Genomic DNA, 16,730 nt, shown 5'->3' with positions numbered 1-16,730 from the left:
GGTGGCAGTTCTACCAGGATAAGAAGACTCTGGTACCCCTCTGGGCGGCGGACGACGCTCGGTGGCATGACGACCCACACCCAGTCCCCGCCGCCGCGCACCGGCACTGCGGCCGCGCCCGAACTCGGCGCGCTCGGTCTGCTCACCGTGCTGCTCGGCGGGGCGCTGCCGCTGATCGACTTCTTCATCGTCAACGTCGCCCTGCCCACCATCGGCCGCGATCTGGGCGCGAGCGAACCCGTCCTCGAACTCGTCGTCGCGGGCTACGGCATCACGTACGCGGTCCTGCTCGTCCTCGGCGGCAGGCTCGGCGACCTCGTCGGACGGCGCCGCCTGTTCCTCGTCGGCACGGCCGCCTTCGGCCTGACCTCGCTGGCCTGCGGACTCTCCCCGACCGCCTGGACGCTGGTCGCCGCACGCATCGCGCAGGGCGCCGCGTCGGCCCTGATGCTGCCGCAGGTCCTCGCCACGATCCAGGCCACGACGAGCGGCCCGCGGCGGGCGCGGGCCATGAGCAGGTACGGCGCCACGGCCGGCCTGTCGATGGTGGCGGGCCAGGTGCTGGGCGGCCTGCTCGTCTCGGCGGACCTCCTCGGCACGGGCTGGCGCTCGGTGTTCCTGGTGAACGTCCCGGTGGTGGTGCTCGCCCTGGCGCTCGCCGTCCGTACGGTCCCGGAGACCCGCTCCGAGCGGCCTGAACCGGTCGACGTGCCCGGCACGCTGTTGCTCGCCCTCGGTCTGATCGCGCTGCTCGCCCCGCTGACCGAAGGACGGGCGGCGGGCTGGCCGCTGTGGACGTGGGTGTGCCTCGCGGCGTTCCCGTTCCTCGCGTACGCCTTCTACGCGGTGGAGCGCGCGGCCGACCGCGCGGGCCGCACCCCACTCGTACCGCCCTCGCTCTTCCGACTCGTCCCGCTGCGCCGCGGGTTGGTGATGATCGTGCCGTTCTCCGTCGGCTTCAGCGGCTTCATGTTCGTGCTCGCGGTGGCCCTGCAGCGGGGCGAGGGGCTCGGCGCGACGGAGGCCGGGCTGGCGATCGCGCCGATGGCGGCGGTCTTCTTCGCGACGTCGCTGGCGGGCCCGCGCCTGGTGGCCCGGTGGGGTGCGCGGGTCGTCACGGCGGGCGGTCTGCTCCAGGCGGCCGGGGTGGCGGCGATCGCCTTCGCCACGTGGCGGGCGTGGCCGGACCTCGGGATGGCGGCGATGCTGCCGGGCTCGGTGCTCGCCGGGGCGGGGCAGGCGCTCCAGCTGCCCATCCTCTTCCGGATCGTCCTCTCCGAGGTGCCGGCGTCGCGGGCGGGCGTGGGCGGCGGCGTGATGACGACGACACAGCAGGCGGCGCTCGCGCTGGGCGTGGCGACGCTGGGTTCGCTGTTCCTCTCCGTGGCGCCCGGCACGGGCATGCGCGACGCCCTGGTGACGACGCTGCTGGTGCAGCTGGTGGCGGTGGCGCTGACGACGCTGCTGAGCCTGCGGCTGCCGCGTGAGATCGCCTGACACCGCACGTCCGGCACCACGACACGCTATGACAGGTGACAGATATTGAAATCTGTCACCTGTCATGCGAGGGTGGAGATGTACCCACCCACATCCACCAGAGGAGTCCCGATGGCTCTCCCCGCTCGCACTCTCGGCACCACCGGCCCCCGCACCGCCGCCCTCGGCCTGGGCTGCATGGGCATGTCCGCGCTGTACGGCGAGGCCGACCGCGCCGAGTCGATCGCCACGGTCCACGCCGCGCTCGACGCCGGGGTCACGCTCCTCGACACCGGCGACTTCTACGCGATGGGCCACAACGAGATGCTGCTCGGCGAGGCCCTGCGCACGGCCCCGGCGGCAGCCAGGGAGAACGCGCTGACGAGCGTGAAGTTCGGCGCCCTGCGCGGCCCGGACGGCTCGTGGAACAGCTACGACGCCCGCCCCGAAGCGGTGAAGAACTTCGCCGCGTACTCGCTCCAGCGCCTCGGCGTCGACCACATCGACATCTACCGGCCCGCCCGCCTCGACCCCGAGGTGCCGATCGAGGAGACGGTCGGCGCCATCGCCGAGCTCGTCGAGCAGGGTTACGTTCGTCACATCGGCCTGTCCGAGGTGGGCGCGGAGACGATCCGCAGGGCCGCCGCGACGGCTCCGGTCTCGGACCTCCAGATCGAGTACTCGCTCATCTCGCGCGGCATCGAGGAGTCGATCCTGACCACCACCCGCGAGCTGGGCATCGGCATCACGGCGTACGGCGTGCTGTCCCGCGGACTGATCTCGGGCCACTTCACGCGCGACCGCGAGCTCGGCGCGGGCGACTTCCGCGCCTTCAGCCCGCGCTTCCAGGGTGAGAACCTCCAGCACAACCTGGACCTCGTCGACCAGCTGCGCAAGATCGCCGAGCAGAAGGGCGCGAGTGTCGCGCAGATCGCGATCGCCTGGGTGCTCAGCCGGGGCGAGGACATCGTGCCGTTGGTCGGCGCCCGCCGCCGGGACCGCCTCACCGAGGCCCTCGGCGCCCTCGATGTCGCTCTGGACGCCGCCGACCTCGCCGCCATCGAGGAGGCCGTGCCCGCCGGCGCCGCGGCCGGCGACCGTTACCCGGCAGCCCAGATGGCACACCTCGACAGCGAGCACTGATCGACGGCCGGGTAACTTCATAGCCATGGCCGCCGAGACCCTGACCCCCGAGCGCATCCTCGCCGCGACCGAGGACGTGCTGCGCAGGCACGGTCCCGCGAAGGCGACCGTCGTCGACGTGGCCCGCGCGCTCGGGGTCAGCCACGGCTCGGTGTACCGGCACTTCCGTACGAAGGCGGAGCTGCGCGGCGCGGTCACCAAGCGCTGGCTGGACCGCACGACGGCGCGGCTCGCCGAGGTGGTCGCGGCCGAGGAGCCGCCGGCCGCCAAGCTGCGCCACTGGCTGTCGACCCTCTTCGACGCCAAGCGCCACAAGGCGGGTGACGACCCGGAGCTGTTCGCCACGTACTCCGTCCTCACGGACGAGCAGGGCGGCGTGGTGGACGCCCACATCGCCGAACTCACGACGCAGCTGACCGCGATCCTGCAACAGGGCGTGGACGCGGGCGAGTTCGAGGCGGCCGACCTTCCGTCGACGGCCCGCGCCGTCTTCGAGGCCACGGCCCACTTCCACGACCCGGTGTACGCGCCGGAGTGGTCGCGCCCGGACGCGCAGGCCGCCTTCGACGCGCTGGTGTCCCTCGTCGTACGCGGGATCGCAACCCGTCGGACAGAGCCTTTCTGACCGAATCGGCATGCGCTCTCGGCCATGCTGTGCGAACGATTCCGGCAACAACCGGAGGACCCGGGTCAAAATGTGCCGCTGCGGAAACGGCGCGTACCAGCGAATACCAGAAGTAACATCCTTGGCCACTGGTTGACTTCGGCCGGGAGCCGCTCTAAAAGCACCTGACCGAATCCGCATTGCTGCCACTGTGATGTTTTCGCGGCCGCTCGTACTCTCCGAAACAGGACGGCAGCACACAGTGCCCGTCCCACGGCTTCCGACCCTACGGAAGTACAGCGCCCCGGTCCCCGGCGCGGTCCCGCATGCTCGAGCGCGACCACGCAGAGGATTCACTTGAACACTCACAGATACGCAAAAGTGCCACCACTGACGCCGGCCCGAAGGCCGGCACCGATGGCGGCACTCACCCCCTCATGGGGGACAGGCGGATTGCCGACTCTGTCAGTCGACCCCGCCCGCATCGACGTCACCGAGGGCCAGTTCGGCCCACACCACCTTTCCGGTGGGCGTCGGCAACACACCGACGGCGGACGCGTGGACCGAGACCAGGAACAGGCCCCGGCCTCCTGTCTCAAGAAAGTCCGGCGGCTCCGTGGGGATGACCACGGCCTCCGGGGACGTGTCCGCCACCTCGAGGCGGACACCGTCGGCGGTACGACTGATGGCGAACTCGAAGGTGCTGTCGTCGCAGTGCCGCACATTGCTGCACAGCTCCGTCGCCACGAACGAGGTGTCGTACACCAGCTTGTGCAGACCCCAGCACCGCAGGCGGGCACCGATGATCCGGCGAATCTGCTCCAGGCGGTGCGGGCTGTACTCCATACGGATCGAGCACGGCTGATCGAGCAAGTCGATCACATCGATCTCGTCCGTCGACTGGTCCTGCATTACCCCTCCGGGGGTCCCATGGCAGTGAACTCGCTTGTGGACAAAGGGCGTTGCTATGCCATCTTGGCTCCGAAACTATGCCTTAGGCAAGTATTACGCACGAGTCACCATACTGATGGGGTGGGCAGGCATATGACAGTTGTGTGGCCTGAAGGTGCGGGACATCATGTGCCCATGCCCCAGAGCGAGATGCCCACCATGCGCAGTCGTCGCCTCGGAGCCGAGCTGCGACGCCTGCGCTCCGAAGCCGGTCTGAAGGTCAACGACGCCGCACTGGCTCTCGAATGCGGCCAACCCAAGATCAGCCAGATCGAGACGGGCAAACGAGGCATCCGTCAGCTCGACCTGACGACCCTGCTCAACCTGTACCGAGTCGACGACGACCGGCAGCGCACCAACCTCAAGCGCCTGGCCCGCGACATCCACAAGGTGGACTGGTGGTCGGGTCAGGGGCCGCTGCTGAGCGACGACTTGCGCGACTACCTCACCCTTGAGGCTGATTCCTCGCTCGTGCGTTCCTTTGAGCCTTCGGTACTGCCAGGCCTTTTGCAGACAGAGGCATATATGCGCGAGATATTCACCGTGGGTGCTGAGGAGGCTCGCGTCGAACCCCTTGTGGAGACCCGAATGAGGCGCAAGAATCTGCTCGACGGACCCGCGGAATTCCGCCTGAGAGTGGTCATCGACACGCCCGCGCTGCACCGCATCCCGGGGCCGCGGGCATTGATCCGTCAGCAGTTCGAATACCTGATGGAAACAGGTGAGTTGCCCAATGTCACCATTCAGGTGCTGCCATTGGACATAACCTTGCCTCTGGCGCAGTACGCTCCCTACACGCTCTTCACGATGCGCGGCGAACCGCCCGTCCAAGTCGCGTGGCTGGAGCACATGACCGGCGGCACGCTCCTGGAGCAGCGCCCCGACGTAGACATCTACGCAAAGGCATGGGACGACCTGACGGCTGCCGCGCTGTCCCCTGCGCAGTCCCGCCGGTACATCAGTGACCGAATCAAGCAAGAAAGCGGGTCGTGATGCCCCCCACCTCCGCCCCCACCGCCTCGCTCGTCGAAGTCGGGTCAGCGGTATGGCGAAAGAGCACGTTCAGTGGCGCGTCCAATGGATGCGTCGAGCACGCCCGACTCACATCGGAACGGCGTGCAATCCGCGACACGAAGAACCGTGAGTTCGGCGTTGTCGTTTTCGATTCATCTTCGTGGCACGCATTTGTTTCAAGCATCAACTCCGGGGTCCTTCCGCTATGAGCATGAGCACCACGGACAGTATTTCTTTCGGCCTCGACCTGGAGAAAGAGAAAGAAAGGCTCTACGCGCTCGACATCTCCGAGGCCCGTTGGCTGAGCGCCCCGGGTGAGCCCGCCCGGGGCGGCCCTGTGGAAGTCGCCGCGATCGGCGGCGGCGCGGTCGCCCTGCGCAATCCGGCCGACCCCCGAGGGCTCGTCCTGCGCTTCACCGCCCACGAATGGGAGGCGTTCAAACTCGGGGCGCTGCACGGCGAGTTCGACTGAGCGCCCGCCCGTACATACGCCGGCAGGCCCCGGCCCACCACGGAAAAGGTGGGCCGGGGCCTGCCGGCGTATCTGCGCGAGGAGTCGGTCAGCAGCCGACCAGGCGGCTGGCCAGGTAGCCCTCGATCTGGTCGAGGGAGACGCGCTCCTGCTTCATGGTGTCGCGCTCGCGCACGGTCACCGCGTTGTCCTCAAGGGTGTCGAAGTCGACGGTGACGCAGAACGGCGTGCCGATCTCGTCCTGGCGACGGTAGCGACGGCCGATGGCGCCGGCGTCGTCGAAGTCGATGTTCCAGTTCTGCCGCAGCGCCTGCGCGAGACCCTTGGCCTTCGGGGACAGCTCCGGGTTGCGGGACAGCGGGAGGACCGCGACCTTCACCGGCGCGAGGCGGTGGTCGAAGCGCATGACGGTGCGCTTCTCCATCTTGCCCTTGGCGTTGGGCGCCTCGTCCTCGACGTACGCGTCCAGCATGAACGCGAGCATCGCGCGGCCGACACCGGCCGCGGGCTCGATGACGTACGGCGTGTAGCGCTCGCCCTTCTCCTGGTCGAAGTAGGAGAGGTCCTGGCCGGAGGCCTTGGAGTGGGCGGAGAGGTCGTAGTCGGTGCGGTTGGCGACGCCCTCGAGCTCGCCCCACTCGCTGCCGCCGAACTGGAAGCGGTACTCGATGTCGGCGGTGCGCTTCGAGTAGTGGGAGAGCTTCTCCTTCGGGTGCTCGAACCAGCGCATGTTCTCCTCGCGCATGCCGAGGCCCGTGTACCAGTTCCAGCGCTGCTGCATCCAGTACTCCTGCCACTCCTCGTCCTCACCCGGCTTGACGAAGAACTCCATCTCCATCTGCTCGAACTCGCGGGTGCGGAAGATGAAGTTGCCGGGCGTGATCTCGTTGCGGAACGACTTGCCCATCTGGCCGATGCCGAACGGCGGCTTGCGGCGCGAAGTCGTCTGCACCTGGCTGAAGTTGGTGAAGATGCCCTGCGCGGTCTCGGGGCGCAGGTAGGCGACGGAGCCGCTGTCCTGCGTCGGGCCGAGGTGCGTGGAGAGCAGACCCGAGAACTGCTTGGGCTCGGTGAACGTGCCCTTGTTTCCGCAGTTCGGGCAGCTGAGGTCGGCGAGACCGTTCTCGGGGAGACGGCCCTTCTTCGCCTCGTACGCCTCCTCCAGGTGGTCCGCGCGGAACCGCTTGTGGCAGGAGGTGCACTCGGTGAGCGGGTCGGTGAACGTGGCGACGTGGCCGGAGGCCTGCCAGACCTCGGTCGCCAGGATCACCGACGAGTCGAGACCGACGACGTCCTCGCGCGAGGTGACCATGTAGCGCCACCACTGGCGCTTGAGGTTCTCCTTCAGCTCCACGCCCAGCGGTCCGTAGTCCCAGGCGGCACGCTGACCGCCGTAGATCTCGCTGCAGGGGTAGACGAAGCCACGGCGCTTGCTGAGGCTGACGATGGTGTCGATCTTGTCGGCGGCCACGGTGCTCTCTTCATTACGACGACGGTGAGTGCGCTGGATACGCACTCCGGGAGCGAATGCTTCAGGTTACCGGCGGGCCCACCCCACGAACCAAATCGGTTCTCGGTACAGAGCAGGACGAAGGCCTTGTTGACAATCGTTTCCAGTTTTGTTGAAAATGACTGTCATGAACGTACGACGATCCCGCCGCCTCATACCCGTCGCCGCCGCAGCCCTCGGCCTCACCGCGCTGACCGCGTGCTCCACCTCCTCGGCCGAGGACAAGAGCGACGGCAAGCTGAGCGTGGTCGCGTCGTTCTATCCGATGCAGTACCTCGCCGAACAGATCGGCGGTGACCACGTCGACGTCACCAGCCTGACCGAGCCCGGCCAGGAGCCCCACGACCTGGAGGTCAGCGCCAAGCAGCGCGCCCAGCTCGAGGAGTCCGACGCCGCCGTCTACCTGAAGGGCCTGCAGCCCTCCGTGGACGAGGCCATCGACCAGTCCGAGATCAAGACCAAGGTCGACGCCGGCACCCTGACCTCCCTGGAGAAGCACGGCACCAAGGTCGACGGTCACGACCACGGGCACGGGGAGCACACCCACGACGAGGACGCGGCCGACCCGCACATCTGGCTCGACCCGGTGAAGTACTCCGAGGTCGCCGAGGGCGTCGGCAAGGCGCTCGAAAAGGCCGACCCGGACCACGCGGCCGACTACAAGAAGAACACCGAGGCCCTGGTCGGCAAGCTCGACGAGCTGAACACCACGTACGAGAAGGGCCTCAAGGACACCAAGACCTCGACCTTCATCACGACGCACGCCGCCTTCGGCTACCTCGCCGAGCGCTACGGCCTCACCGAGGAGGCCATCAACGGCCTGGACCCGGAGAGCGAGCCCAGCGCCGCCCGCGTCAAGGAGCTCCAGAAGACGGCGAAGGCCGACGGGGTGGGCACGGTCTTCTACGAGACGCTCGTCAGCGACAAGACGGCCAAGACCCTCGCGGGTGACGCGAAGCTCAAGACCGATGTGCTCGACCCGATCGAGGGCATCACGAAGAAGTCCAAGGGCGACGACTACATCTCGGTCATGGAGTCGAACCTGGCCGCCCTGCAGAAGGCACTGGGCACCAAGTGACCAAAAAGGAGGGCGACATGGACGAACGGGAAGCCGTCATATCCCTGAGCAAGGTCACGGCCGAGCTCGGCGGACGTCCCGTGCTGCGCGGCATCGACCTGACCGTGCACCGCGGTGAGGTCGTCGCCCTGCTCGGTGCGAACGGGTCGGGCAAGTCCACCGCCGTCCGCAGCGTGATCGGCCAGGTCCCGACGACCGGCGGCGAGATCGACATCTTCGGCACGCCCCGGCGCCGCTTCAAGGACTGGGCGCGCGTGGGCTACGTACCCCAGCGCACGACGGCCGCGGGCGGCGTGCCCGCGACGGTGTCCGAGGTCGTCTCCTCGGGCCGTCTCTCGCGCGCGAGGTTCGGCGTCCTGCGCAAGGCCGACCGGGACGCGGTGACCCGCGCCCTCGAACTCGTCGGGATGGCGGACCGCGCGAAGGACTCCGTGGACGCCCTCTCCGGAGGCCAGCACCAGCGCGTGCTCATCGCGCGCGCCCTGGCCGCCGAACCCGAGCTGCTGATCATGGACGAGCCGATGGCGGGCGTCGACCTGGCCAGTCAGGAGATCCTCGCGGCGACGCTGCGCACGCAGGTCGCGGCCGGCGCGTCCGTCCTGCTCGTGCTGCACGAACTCGGCCCCCTTGAGCCGCTGATCGACCGCGCGGTCGTCCTGCGCGACGGCTGCGTGCTGCACGACGGACCGCCCCCGAAGGCCGTCGGCCAGCACGCCCTGCCCGGCCACGACCACGTGCACCCGCACACCCCCGTGGATGCCGAACCGATCCGCACAGGACTGCTGAGCTGACTGACATGGAACTCCTCTCCTACGACTTCATGCGGCGGGCGCTGCTCGCCGCCGTCCTCGTCGGCATCACGGCCCCGGCCGTCGGCATCTACCTCGTGCAGCGCCGCCAGGCCCTGATGGGCGACGGCATCGGCCACGTCGCGATGACCGGCGTCGGCCTCGGCTTCCTGCTCTCCACCTCGCCGGTGTGGATGGCGACGCTGGTCTCGGTCCTGGGCGCCGTGATCATGGAGCTGATCCGCTGGTACGGGAAGACGCGCGGCGACATCGCGCTCGCGATGCTCTTCTACGGAGGCATGGCGGGCGGCGTCATGTTCATCAACCTCGCGCCCGGCGGCTCGAACGCCAACCTGAACTCGTATCTCTTCGGCTCGCTCTCGACGGTGTCCGAGAGCGACGTCCTCGCCATCTGCCTGCTCGCGGCCTTCGTGGTGCTGGTGACGGTGGGCCTGCGCCGGCAGCTGTTCGCGGTGAGCCAGGACGAGGAGTTCGCGCGGGTCACGGGGCTTCCGGTGCGCGCCCTGAACCTGCTGATCGCGGTCACGGCGGCGGTCACGGTGACCGTCGCGATGCGCGTGGTGGGCCTGCTGCTCGTCTCGGCCCTGATGGTGGTCCCGGTCGCGGCGGCCCAGCAGCTGACCCGCAGCTTCAAGGCGACGTTCGTGATCGCGGTGGCCCTCGGCGTCGCGGTGACGCTCGGCGGCACCGCCACGTCGTACTACCAGGACGTGCCGCCCGGCGCGACGATCGTGCTGCTCACCATCGCCGCCTTCATCGTCCTCGCGCTGCTCGCGAAGCCGCTCGCCCGGCGCAGGGCGCGATCCGTGCCGACGGCCTCCGAGTGCCCGATCCCGGAGCAGGCCACGACTCCCTCGCTTCAGGGATGACCCGTGCACAGCGCCGCCTGGCACAATGGCGGCGGTACGTACGTGGCAGGGATGTGAGGAGGAACCCGTGGCAGCCCCGGTTCGAGGCAGGTCGACCCGCCAGCGCGCGGCCGTGGCGGCGGCGCTCGACGAGGTGGACGAGTTCCGTAGCGCCCAGGAGCTGCACGATGTCCTCAAGCACAAGGGCGACTCGGTCGGGCTGACCACGGTCTACCGCACGCTGCAGTCCCTCGCCGACGCGGGCGAGGTCGACGTGCTGCGCACGTCCGAGGGCGAGGCGGTGTACCGGCGGTGCTCCACGGGCGACCATCACCACCACCTGGTCTGCCGCGTCTGCGGCAAGGCCGTGGAGGTGGAGGGCCCGGCGGTGGAGAAGTGGGCCGAGGCGATCGCCTCCGAGCACGGCTACGTCAACGTGGCCCACACGGTGGAAATCTTCGGCACGTGCGCGGAGTGCGCAAAGTAACCCCTGCGGACAACGGCGTTGCGGCCTCGGGGCTCCGCCCCGGACCCCGCTGCTCAATCGCCGCAGGGGCTTGATGTGTCTACTTCCGTACCTCGTTCGGGATCGCCCCGCCGAACCGCCGGTCGCGGGAGGCGTACTCCACACACGCCCGCCACAGGTCGCGGCGGTCGAAGTCCGGCCACAGGACGTCCTGGAAGACCATCTCGGCGTACGCGCTCTGCCACAGCAGGTAGTTGGACGTGCGCTGCTCGCCGCTGGGGCGCAGGAACAGGTCCACGTCGGGCATGTCCGCGTAGTACAGGTACTTGGCGAAGGTCTTCTCGCTGACCTTGGACGGGTCGAGGCGGCCCGCCTTCACGTCCTCGGCGAGCGCCTGCGCGGCGTCGGCGATCTCGGCGCGGCCGCCGTAGTTCATGCAGAAGTACAAGGTCAGCTTGTCGTTGTCCTTGGTCTGCTCCTGGGAGATCTCCAGCTCCTTGGCGACCGACTTCCACAGCTTGGGCATGCGGCCCACCCAGCGCACCCGGACGCCGAGTTCGTCGAGCTGGTCGCGGGTCCTGCGGATGAAGTCCCGGTTGAAGTTCATGAGGAAGCGGACCTCGTCGGGCGAGCGCTTCCAGTTCTCGGTGGAGAAGGCGTAGAGCGAGATCGCGCCGACGCCCATCTCGATGGCGCCCTGGAGGACGTCGAGCACACGCTCGGCGCCGACCTTGTGGCCCTCCGTGCGCGGCAGTCCGCGGTCCTTGGCCCAGCGGCCGTTGCCGTCCATGACGATCGCCACGTGCTGGGGCACCAGCTCGCCGGGAATCTTCGGCGGCCGTGCGCCCGACGGGTGCGGTTCGGGCGTCGTGTACTCACGGCGGTTCCGTCCGAGGATTCCGCGACGTGCCATCTTCCGGGCCTCTCCCCTAGCTCAGTGCCAGCTCTCGCTAGCTTTTCTCTACGTAACGCAGAGAGCGCAGTCCGCGCTCCAGGTGCCAGTGCAGGTACGCCGACACCAGTCCGCTGCCCTCCCGTACGAACCGTGCCTCGCACGTGTCCGCCGTCTCCCAGTCTCCCGTGAGCAGCGCACCGAGCAGGACGAGGGCCTGCGGTGAGGGTACGACGCTGCCCGGTACCCGGCAGTCGACGCAAACCGAGCCGCCCGCCCCGACGGAGAAGAACCGGTTGGGACCGGGCATTCCGCACTTCGCGCAGTCGCCGAAGCTGGGCGCATAGCCGTTGACCGCGAGCGAGCGGAGCAGGAACGCGTCGAGGACGAGCCCCGGCGCGTGCTCCCCGCGCGCGAGTGTGCGCAGCCCGCCGACGAGGAGCAGGTACTGCTGCACGGCGGGTTCGCCCTCGTGGTCGGTGAACCGTTCCGCCGTCTCCAGCATGGCCGTACCGGCGGTGTACCGGGAGTAGTCGGTGACGATGCCGCCGCCGTACGGGGCGATGGTCTCGCTCTGTGTGCAGAGCGGGAGCCCGCGCCCGATCAACTCGCTGCCGCGCGCGAAGAACTGCACGTCGACGTGGGAGAAGGGTTCGAGCCGGGCGCCGAACTTGGACTTGGTGCGCCGCACACCGCGCGCGACGGCGCGCACGCGCCCGTGGTTGCGGGTGAGGAACGTGATGATGCGGTCCGCTTCACCCAGCTTCTGGGTGCGCAGCACGATGCCGTCGTCGCGGATCAGACTCATGTCCTCATTCTCCCTTACGCGCGGAGGCCGTCTGCGGGAAAGGGGGCAGCGGCGTCCCCGGATCCGCCAGCCACGCGCGGCCCCGCGCCCGGACCGTGTCGCTCAGGCCCGCGCTCAGGTCCGCCACTGTGACGGCCCGCAGCGACTCCCGCCAGGCCCGGTCCGCGTCGTACATGACCTGCGCCACTGCGCACGGGCCCGTGCACCGCTCGGGCGGGATCGCGCAGGCGCCGCGCTGCCGGATCTCGCCGCAGACGAAGGCGGGCGCGGAGCCCTCGACCGCCTCGACGACGTCGAGCACGGTGATGTCCTTGGGGTCACGGGCGAGCCGGAAGCCGCCGCGCGGCCCGGATGTGGCGGTGAGCACACCGGCGGCGGCGAGGGACTTGAGGTGCTTGGCGAGGTACGCCTCGGGCAGTCCGTAGTACCCGGCGAGCGTGGAGCGGCGGACGGCGGCACCGGGCGGCGCCTGCACGAGGAGCACGCAGCAGTGCACGCCCCACTCGACGCCCTGCGACAACTTCATGGCACCCGAGGCTACCTTTCCGTGCACTTGATGGACATTCAATGTCGATGATATCGATGGGGTCCATGGCAGAGACCCGGCTCGACACCGACCCGCCGCGGACCGGTGCCGCGGAGCCCTCCCCCGCCGACCGGCGCATGCTCGCGGTCGCCCTGACCGCCACCTTCATGGGCAGCTTCGACCTCTTCGTCGTCAACGTCGCCACCGAGGCGCTCCGCGCGGACCTGCGGGCGAGCGACGCGGCGCTCGAACTCGTCGTGTCCGGTTACGCGTTCGCGTACGCGGCGGGGCTGATCACGGGCGGCCGGCTCGGGGACCGGTTCGGTTACCGGCGGACGTTCGTGGCGGGCATGGTGGCGTTCACGGTGACGTCGCTGCTGTGCGGAGTCGCGCAGGGTGCGGGGCAGTTGGTGGTGGCGCGGATGGCGCAGGGCCTGTCGGCGGCGGTGATGGTGCCGCAGGTGCTGTCGCTGGTCACGGCCCGGTTCCCGGCGGCGCACCGGGGCCGGGCCACCGGGTGGAACGGCGCGACGGCGGGCCTCGGGTCGATCGCCGGGCAGCTCGTCGGCGGGGTGCTGCTCCAGGCGGGCGTGCTCGGGCTCGGCTGGCGCGCGGTGTTCCTCGTGAACGTCCCGGTGGGGGTGGTGGCCTCGGTCGCCGCGTGGCGGATGCTGCCGTCGCGCCTCGCCGGGCCCCGGCACCGGTTCGACGTGCTCGGCGCGCTCGGGGTCACCGCGACACTGGCCCTGCTCCTGGTCCCGCTGGCGCTCGGGCGTGACGAGGGGTGGCCGGTGTGGACGTGGGTGTGCCTGGCGGCGGCCGCCCCCGTGGCGTGGGCGACGTGGCGGTGGCAGCGGGCGCTGCGGGCGCGCGGCGGGGAACCGGTCCTCAACCCCGCCCTCTTCCGCAACCGCCCATATCTGACCCTGGTCGTGGCGCTCGGCGCCTTCCAGCTCTACTTCGGCGCCTACATGTTCACGCTCGCGCTGCTGCTCCAGGCGGGCCTGGGCGCGAGCCCGCTCACGGCCGGCGCGGTGTTCGTGCCGCAGGCGGTCATGTTCACCGCGGGTTCGCTGCTGAGCGGGCGGCTCACGGCCCGGTACGGGGTGCGGTGGCCGGTGGCGGGCGGGGCGATGGTGGTGGCGGGCCTGACCCTGGCCGCGATCCAGCTCACCTCCGCCGGGACGCTCGCCCCCTGGGCCCTGACCCCGGCCCTCCTCCTGAACGGCCTCGGCAACGGGCTGCTGATGCCGCCGATCATCGGCGCCGCCCTGTCCCGCGTGACGCCCGGCACGGCGGGCGCGGCGTCCGGGATGCTCAACACGGTGCAGCAGGCCGCGAGCGCGCTCGGCGTCGCGCTGCTCGGCATGCTGTTCTTCGCGGTGTCCGGGCCCGGCCTGCGGGACGCGCAGGCCGGGATGACGGCCGTGTCGGCGGTGTTCGCGGCGCTCGTCGCCGTCGCCGCGGCCCTGATGTGGGCCACCCGCAAGCCCTAGGGCACCTCGCCCCGGCTCCTCCTGTTCTCGTACGCCGTCGCGGCCCGCACCCGCTCCGTCGTCGTCGCCACCCGCAGCACGTCCGGCGGACAGTCCCACTCCCGGCCGCCCCCGAAGGGCCTCAGTTGTACGTACGGCCCCTCGTGCCCCATCACCCGTCCCACCTGACCCGTGCTCGTGTCGACCGCGTACGAACCGATCGGCGGTTTCATGGCGTCGCGCTCCTGTCGTCCGAACCTGCGAGGAGTACCGCGGCGAGCCGGGCCGCCGCGTCAACCGAACAACGCCCCAATTCCACCAAGGGACACGGGGCACTCCGTGCGATTGACCCCGGATCGAGGCCGAGCGACGGCAGCGCAATTCCCGCTCCGGCGAGTGCGGCCCGCAATGTCTCCACCATTTCCTCAGCCTCCTCCACGCACAGCGCGGCGTGCTTCGATTGTCCCGTCACGTGGCTCCCCTGCCTGATTCGATTTCACGCTTTGCGTCCCCACGGTGACCTGGTGTCCCTACAGTGGGGAGGGGTCTGTGCACTACAACTAACGTGCTTGACTTGGGGGTTGGCCATGGCCAAGGGTTCGCGCCAGGCGGCGTGGGAGTTCTTCGGGGTGGAGCTGAGGCGGCGCCGCGAGGACGCGGGGCTGACCCAAGTGGAGTTGGGGATACGGGTATTCGTTTCGGGTGGGTACATCGGCCAATTCGAACAGGCAATTCGCAAGCCGCAGTTGGATGTAGCCCAGAGGATTGATGAGGCGCTGCAAACCGACGGTATTTTCGAGCGGATGTGGCGCAGCCTGATTCGCGACCAGCGGTACGCGGACTACTTCGCGCACGTTGCGGACCTGGAACGGTCGGCTACCAAGGTTTGTGATTACGCCCCGGCCGTCGTGCCGGGGCTCTTGCAGACGCCCGCCTACGCGCGGGCGATCTACTTCGCCAGCAACCCGCTCGCCGCGGAGGGGTACGTCGAGGAGATGGTCCAGGCGCGCATGGACCGTGCGGAGATACTGGCGGACGCTGCACGCCCGGTGTATTGGGCGATTCTGCACGAGGCCGTACTACGCGTTCCGGTGGGCGGTCCGGCCACGATGTCCCAGCAATTGGCCGCCCTCGCCGGCGCGGTTCGCTCCCGCAGGGCGATGATCCACGTGCTGCCGTTCTCCGCGGGGGCCCACCCCGCCATGGGGAAGATGATGACGCTCATGGAGTTCGAGGACGCCCCGCCTGCCGTCTATACAGAGGGCGTGTTGACGGGGACCCTGCTGGACGATCCAGCCGCCGTGAAGCGCACGCAAGCGCACTACGATCTGCTCAGGGCCGCCGTGCTACCACTGGAGGCGTCCCTCACCCTGATCGATTCGGCGGCAAGGGGCTTCGAAGAATGTGCGCGTACGAATTGAGCAATGCCCGCTGGCGCAAGAGCAGTTACAGCGGCGGTGACGGCGGCGAGTCATGCGTCGAGGTCGCCTACGACTTCGACGGCGCCGCCCGCTGGCGCAAGTCCACACACAGCAACGGCGAGGGCGGCAACTGCCTCGAAGTCGCCGACGGGGTACCCGGCGTCGTACCCGTCCGGGACTCCAAGGTCGTCGACGGGGACGTCCTCGTCATCGGTGCCCGTGCGTGGGGCGCGTTCGTGGCTGGGGCCAAATCGGGGGCGTGAGCGGCGCCTCCGTCTGTTCGCACAGGACCAGCGCAACGTCGTCCGTCAGTGGCGCGCCCACGTGCGCCACGACATCGGCGTAGAGCGCGTCGAGCGCCTCGTCCGGCAGGAGCGGAGCGAGAACGCTCTCGGCGCGGTCCGCCAGCGGGTAGTCCGCGCCGGAGGCGTCCCGCGCCTCGGTCAGGCCGTCGGTGTAGAAGAGGACGCGGTCGCCGGGCTGCACCCAGAAGAGGCGCTGGACGGGGTCAGGGGCGAGCCCGAGCGGCGTGGAGGTCTCGGTCGGTTCGAGGAACTTCACCACGCCGCCGATCCTGAGCGGCGCCGGATGGCCGCAGTTGACCATGCGTACCTCGCCGGGGCCGAACTCGGCGAACACCGCGGTCACGAAGTCCTCGGGCCCGAGGTGCGGGGCGACGGCCTCGTCCAGCCCGCGGACCAGGTCCGACAACAAGGGGACCGTGTACGCGAGGTCCCGGAACGCCCCGACGGCCGCGGCCGAAACCCGTACCGCCTCCAGGCCGTGCCCGCGTACGTCGCCGACGAAGACCCGCGGGCCGAACGGCGTGTGCACGATGTCGTACACGTCCCCGCCCAGCGAGGACTCCCGCACCGGACAGTGGTGTCTCGTGCACACGTCGATGCCGCCGATCCGGGTGGACACGGGGCGCAGGATCGCGGCCTGGGCGACGCGGGCCGCCTCCGTGGCCCGGGCGAGGGCCGCCGCGCTCGCGGCGCCGCGCGCGGCGGTCCGGACGGCCGCGGCGCCGACGACGAGGAGCGCCCCGCAGGCGAGGGCGCACGGCACGGAGTCCATGACCCCCTCCAGGACACCGAGGGCGGCCAGCGCGGAACCTGCCGCCAGCGACACCGGCAGGCGCCACCGTGCTCCCTGTTCCCGCATCGTCATGCGCGGGCCTCCCGCCTGTCGGTCCCCGCGATGGCGAAGGGCTCACTATGGGTCAGGGCCCTTGGCC

At 69.8% G+C, this 16,730-nt stretch carries 20 protein-coding genes; 13 read left to right on the top strand and 7 right to left on the bottom strand.

Annotated features, from left to right (window positions below):
- Positions 1-66 precede the first annotated feature (66 nt).
- The 3 genes from ACY34M_RS02615 to ACY34M_RS02605 all read left to right on the top strand — a co-directional run bounded on the left by ACY34M_RS02615 (position 67) and on the right by ACY34M_RS02605 (position 3,244).
- The gene (locus ACY34M_RS02615; protein ID WP_462717384.1) at positions 67-1,497 is read left to right on the top strand and encodes an MFS transporter; all 1,431 of its coding nucleotides are present in this window, start codon (positions 67-69) and stop codon (positions 1,495-1,497) included.
- 111 nt (positions 1,498-1,608) lie between these two features.
- Positions 1,609-2,619 carry an aldo/keto reductase gene (locus tag ACY34M_RS02610; protein ID WP_462717383.1) on the top strand — a complete coding sequence of 337 codons (1,011 nt, stop codon included), beginning with the start codon at positions 1,609-1,611 and terminating at the stop codon, positions 2,617-2,619.
- A gap of 25 nt (positions 2,620-2,644) precedes the next feature.
- Positions 2,645-3,244, top strand: a complete 600-nt coding sequence (locus ACY34M_RS02605; RefSeq protein ID WP_462717382.1) for a TetR family transcriptional regulator — start codon at positions 2,645-2,647, stop codon at positions 3,242-3,244.
- 444 nt (positions 3,245-3,688) lie between these two features.
- On the opposite strand, the gene ACY34M_RS02600 is transcribed toward ACY34M_RS02605, so the two are convergent.
- On the bottom strand, positions 3,689-4,135 hold the full coding sequence (locus ACY34M_RS02600) for an ATP-binding protein (RefSeq protein ID WP_462717381.1): 447 nt from the start codon (positions 4,133-4,135) through the stop codon (positions 3,689-3,691).
- Positions 4,136-4,309: 174 nt separating this feature from the next.
- Here ACY34M_RS02600 and ACY34M_RS02595 point away from each other — a divergent pair, with 174 nt between their 5' ends.
- Genes ACY34M_RS02595 through ACY34M_RS02585 form a run of 3 tightly spaced genes read left to right on the top strand, consistent with a single transcriptional unit; the run spans position 4,310 to position 5,660 of the window.
- Entirely contained in the window at positions 4,310-5,167 is an 858-nt protein-coding gene (locus ACY34M_RS02595; protein WP_462717380.1) for a helix-turn-helix domain-containing protein, read from the top strand.
- The gene (locus tag ACY34M_RS02590) at positions 5,167-5,397 is read left to right on the top strand and encodes a DUF397 domain-containing protein (RefSeq protein WP_462717713.1); all 231 of its coding nucleotides are present in this window, start codon (positions 5,167-5,169) and stop codon (positions 5,395-5,397) included. The genes ACY34M_RS02595 and ACY34M_RS02590 overlap by 1 nt, the downstream gene beginning before the upstream one ends.
- 2 nt (positions 5,398-5,399) lie before the next feature.
- Entirely contained in the window at positions 5,400-5,660 is a 261-nt protein-coding gene (locus ACY34M_RS02585; RefSeq protein WP_462717379.1) for a DUF397 domain-containing protein, read from the top strand.
- A gap of 88 nt (positions 5,661-5,748) precedes the next feature.
- On the opposite strand, the gene ACY34M_RS02580 is transcribed toward ACY34M_RS02585, so the two are convergent.
- Complete coding sequence (locus tag ACY34M_RS02580; RefSeq protein ID WP_462717378.1) at positions 5,749-7,131, bottom strand: glycine--tRNA ligase; 1,383 nt, start codon at positions 7,129-7,131, stop codon at positions 5,749-5,751.
- Between the two features lie 166 nt (positions 7,132-7,297).
- On the opposite strand from ACY34M_RS02580, the gene ACY34M_RS02575 reads away from it, so the two are divergent.
- The 4 genes from ACY34M_RS02575 (at position 7,298) to ACY34M_RS02560 (ending at position 10,392) form a co-directional block, all read left to right on the top strand.
- A complete protein-coding gene (locus ACY34M_RS02575) occupies positions 7,298-8,248 on the top strand; it encodes a metal ABC transporter substrate-binding protein (RefSeq protein WP_462717377.1) in 951 nt (316 codons plus the stop codon).
- Positions 8,249-8,265: 17 nt separating this feature from the next.
- The gene (locus tag ACY34M_RS02570; RefSeq protein ID WP_462717376.1) at positions 8,266-9,039 is read left to right on the top strand and encodes a metal ABC transporter ATP-binding protein; all 774 of its coding nucleotides are present in this window, start codon (positions 8,266-8,268) and stop codon (positions 9,037-9,039) included.
- A 5-nt stretch (positions 9,040-9,044) separates the two neighbouring features.
- Positions 9,045-9,926 (top strand): metal ABC transporter permease, encoded by an 882-nt coding sequence (locus tag ACY34M_RS02565; protein WP_462717375.1) that lies wholly within the window; start codon positions 9,045-9,047, stop codon positions 9,924-9,926.
- A 67-nt stretch (positions 9,927-9,993) separates the two neighbouring features.
- Positions 9,994-10,392, top strand: coding sequence for a Fur family transcriptional regulator (locus tag ACY34M_RS02560; protein ID WP_462717374.1), 399 nt, complete (start codon positions 9,994-9,996; stop codon positions 10,390-10,392).
- A gap of 79 nt (positions 10,393-10,471) precedes the next feature.
- Here ACY34M_RS02560 and ACY34M_RS02555 read toward each other — a convergent pair whose 3' ends face one another.
- Genes ACY34M_RS02555 through ACY34M_RS02545 form a run of 3 tightly spaced genes read right to left on the bottom strand, consistent with a single transcriptional unit; the run spans position 10,472 to position 12,597 of the window.
- Complete coding sequence (locus ACY34M_RS02555; RefSeq protein WP_462717373.1) at positions 10,472-11,284, bottom strand: isoprenyl transferase; 813 nt, start codon at positions 11,282-11,284, stop codon at positions 10,472-10,474.
- Positions 11,285-11,321: 37 nt separating this feature from the next.
- Entirely contained in the window at positions 11,322-12,071 is a 750-nt protein-coding gene (gene recO, locus ACY34M_RS02550; protein WP_462717372.1) for a DNA repair protein RecO, read from the bottom strand.
- 4 nt (positions 12,072-12,075) lie between these two features.
- The gene (locus tag ACY34M_RS02545) at positions 12,076-12,597 is read right to left on the bottom strand and encodes an RrF2 family transcriptional regulator (RefSeq protein WP_462717371.1); all 522 of its coding nucleotides are present in this window, start codon (positions 12,595-12,597) and stop codon (positions 12,076-12,078) included.
- A 65-nt stretch (positions 12,598-12,662) separates the two neighbouring features.
- Here ACY34M_RS02545 and ACY34M_RS02540 point away from each other — a divergent pair, with 65 nt between their 5' ends.
- On the top strand, positions 12,663-14,093 hold the full coding sequence (locus ACY34M_RS02540; RefSeq protein ID WP_462717370.1) for an MFS transporter: 1,431 nt from the start codon (positions 12,663-12,665) through the stop codon (positions 14,091-14,093).
- On the opposite strand, the gene ACY34M_RS02535 is transcribed toward ACY34M_RS02540, so the two are convergent.
- Positions 14,090-14,305, bottom strand: coding sequence for a hypothetical protein (locus ACY34M_RS02535; protein WP_462717369.1), 216 nt, complete (start codon positions 14,303-14,305; stop codon positions 14,090-14,092). The genes ACY34M_RS02540 and ACY34M_RS02535 overlap by 4 nt on opposite strands.
- A 354-nt stretch (positions 14,306-14,659) precedes the next feature.
- On the opposite strand from ACY34M_RS02535, the gene ACY34M_RS02530 reads away from it, so the two are divergent.
- Together ACY34M_RS02530 and ACY34M_RS02525 are read left to right on the top strand one after the other, a co-directional pair.
- Entirely contained in the window at positions 14,660-15,493 is an 834-nt protein-coding gene (locus tag ACY34M_RS02530; protein ID WP_462717368.1) for a helix-turn-helix domain-containing protein, read from the top strand.
- Positions 15,475-15,756, top strand: a complete 282-nt coding sequence (locus tag ACY34M_RS02525) for a DUF397 domain-containing protein (RefSeq protein ID WP_462717367.1) — start codon at positions 15,475-15,477, stop codon at positions 15,754-15,756. The genes ACY34M_RS02530 and ACY34M_RS02525 overlap by 19 nt, the downstream gene beginning before the upstream one ends.
- On the opposite strand, the gene ACY34M_RS02520 is transcribed toward ACY34M_RS02525, so the two are convergent.
- Positions 15,701-16,663, bottom strand: coding sequence for a PP2C family protein-serine/threonine phosphatase (locus tag ACY34M_RS02520; RefSeq protein ID WP_462717366.1), 963 nt, complete (start codon positions 16,661-16,663; stop codon positions 15,701-15,703). The genes ACY34M_RS02525 and ACY34M_RS02520 overlap by 56 nt on opposite strands.
- Positions 16,664-16,730 lie beyond the last annotated feature (67 nt).

This window comes from Streptomyces sp. EDA2-14 (genome assembly GCF_054963755.1).
Note: the sequence above shows the minus strand (reverse complement) of the source record. Positions and strands in the feature narration are given on the sequence as shown.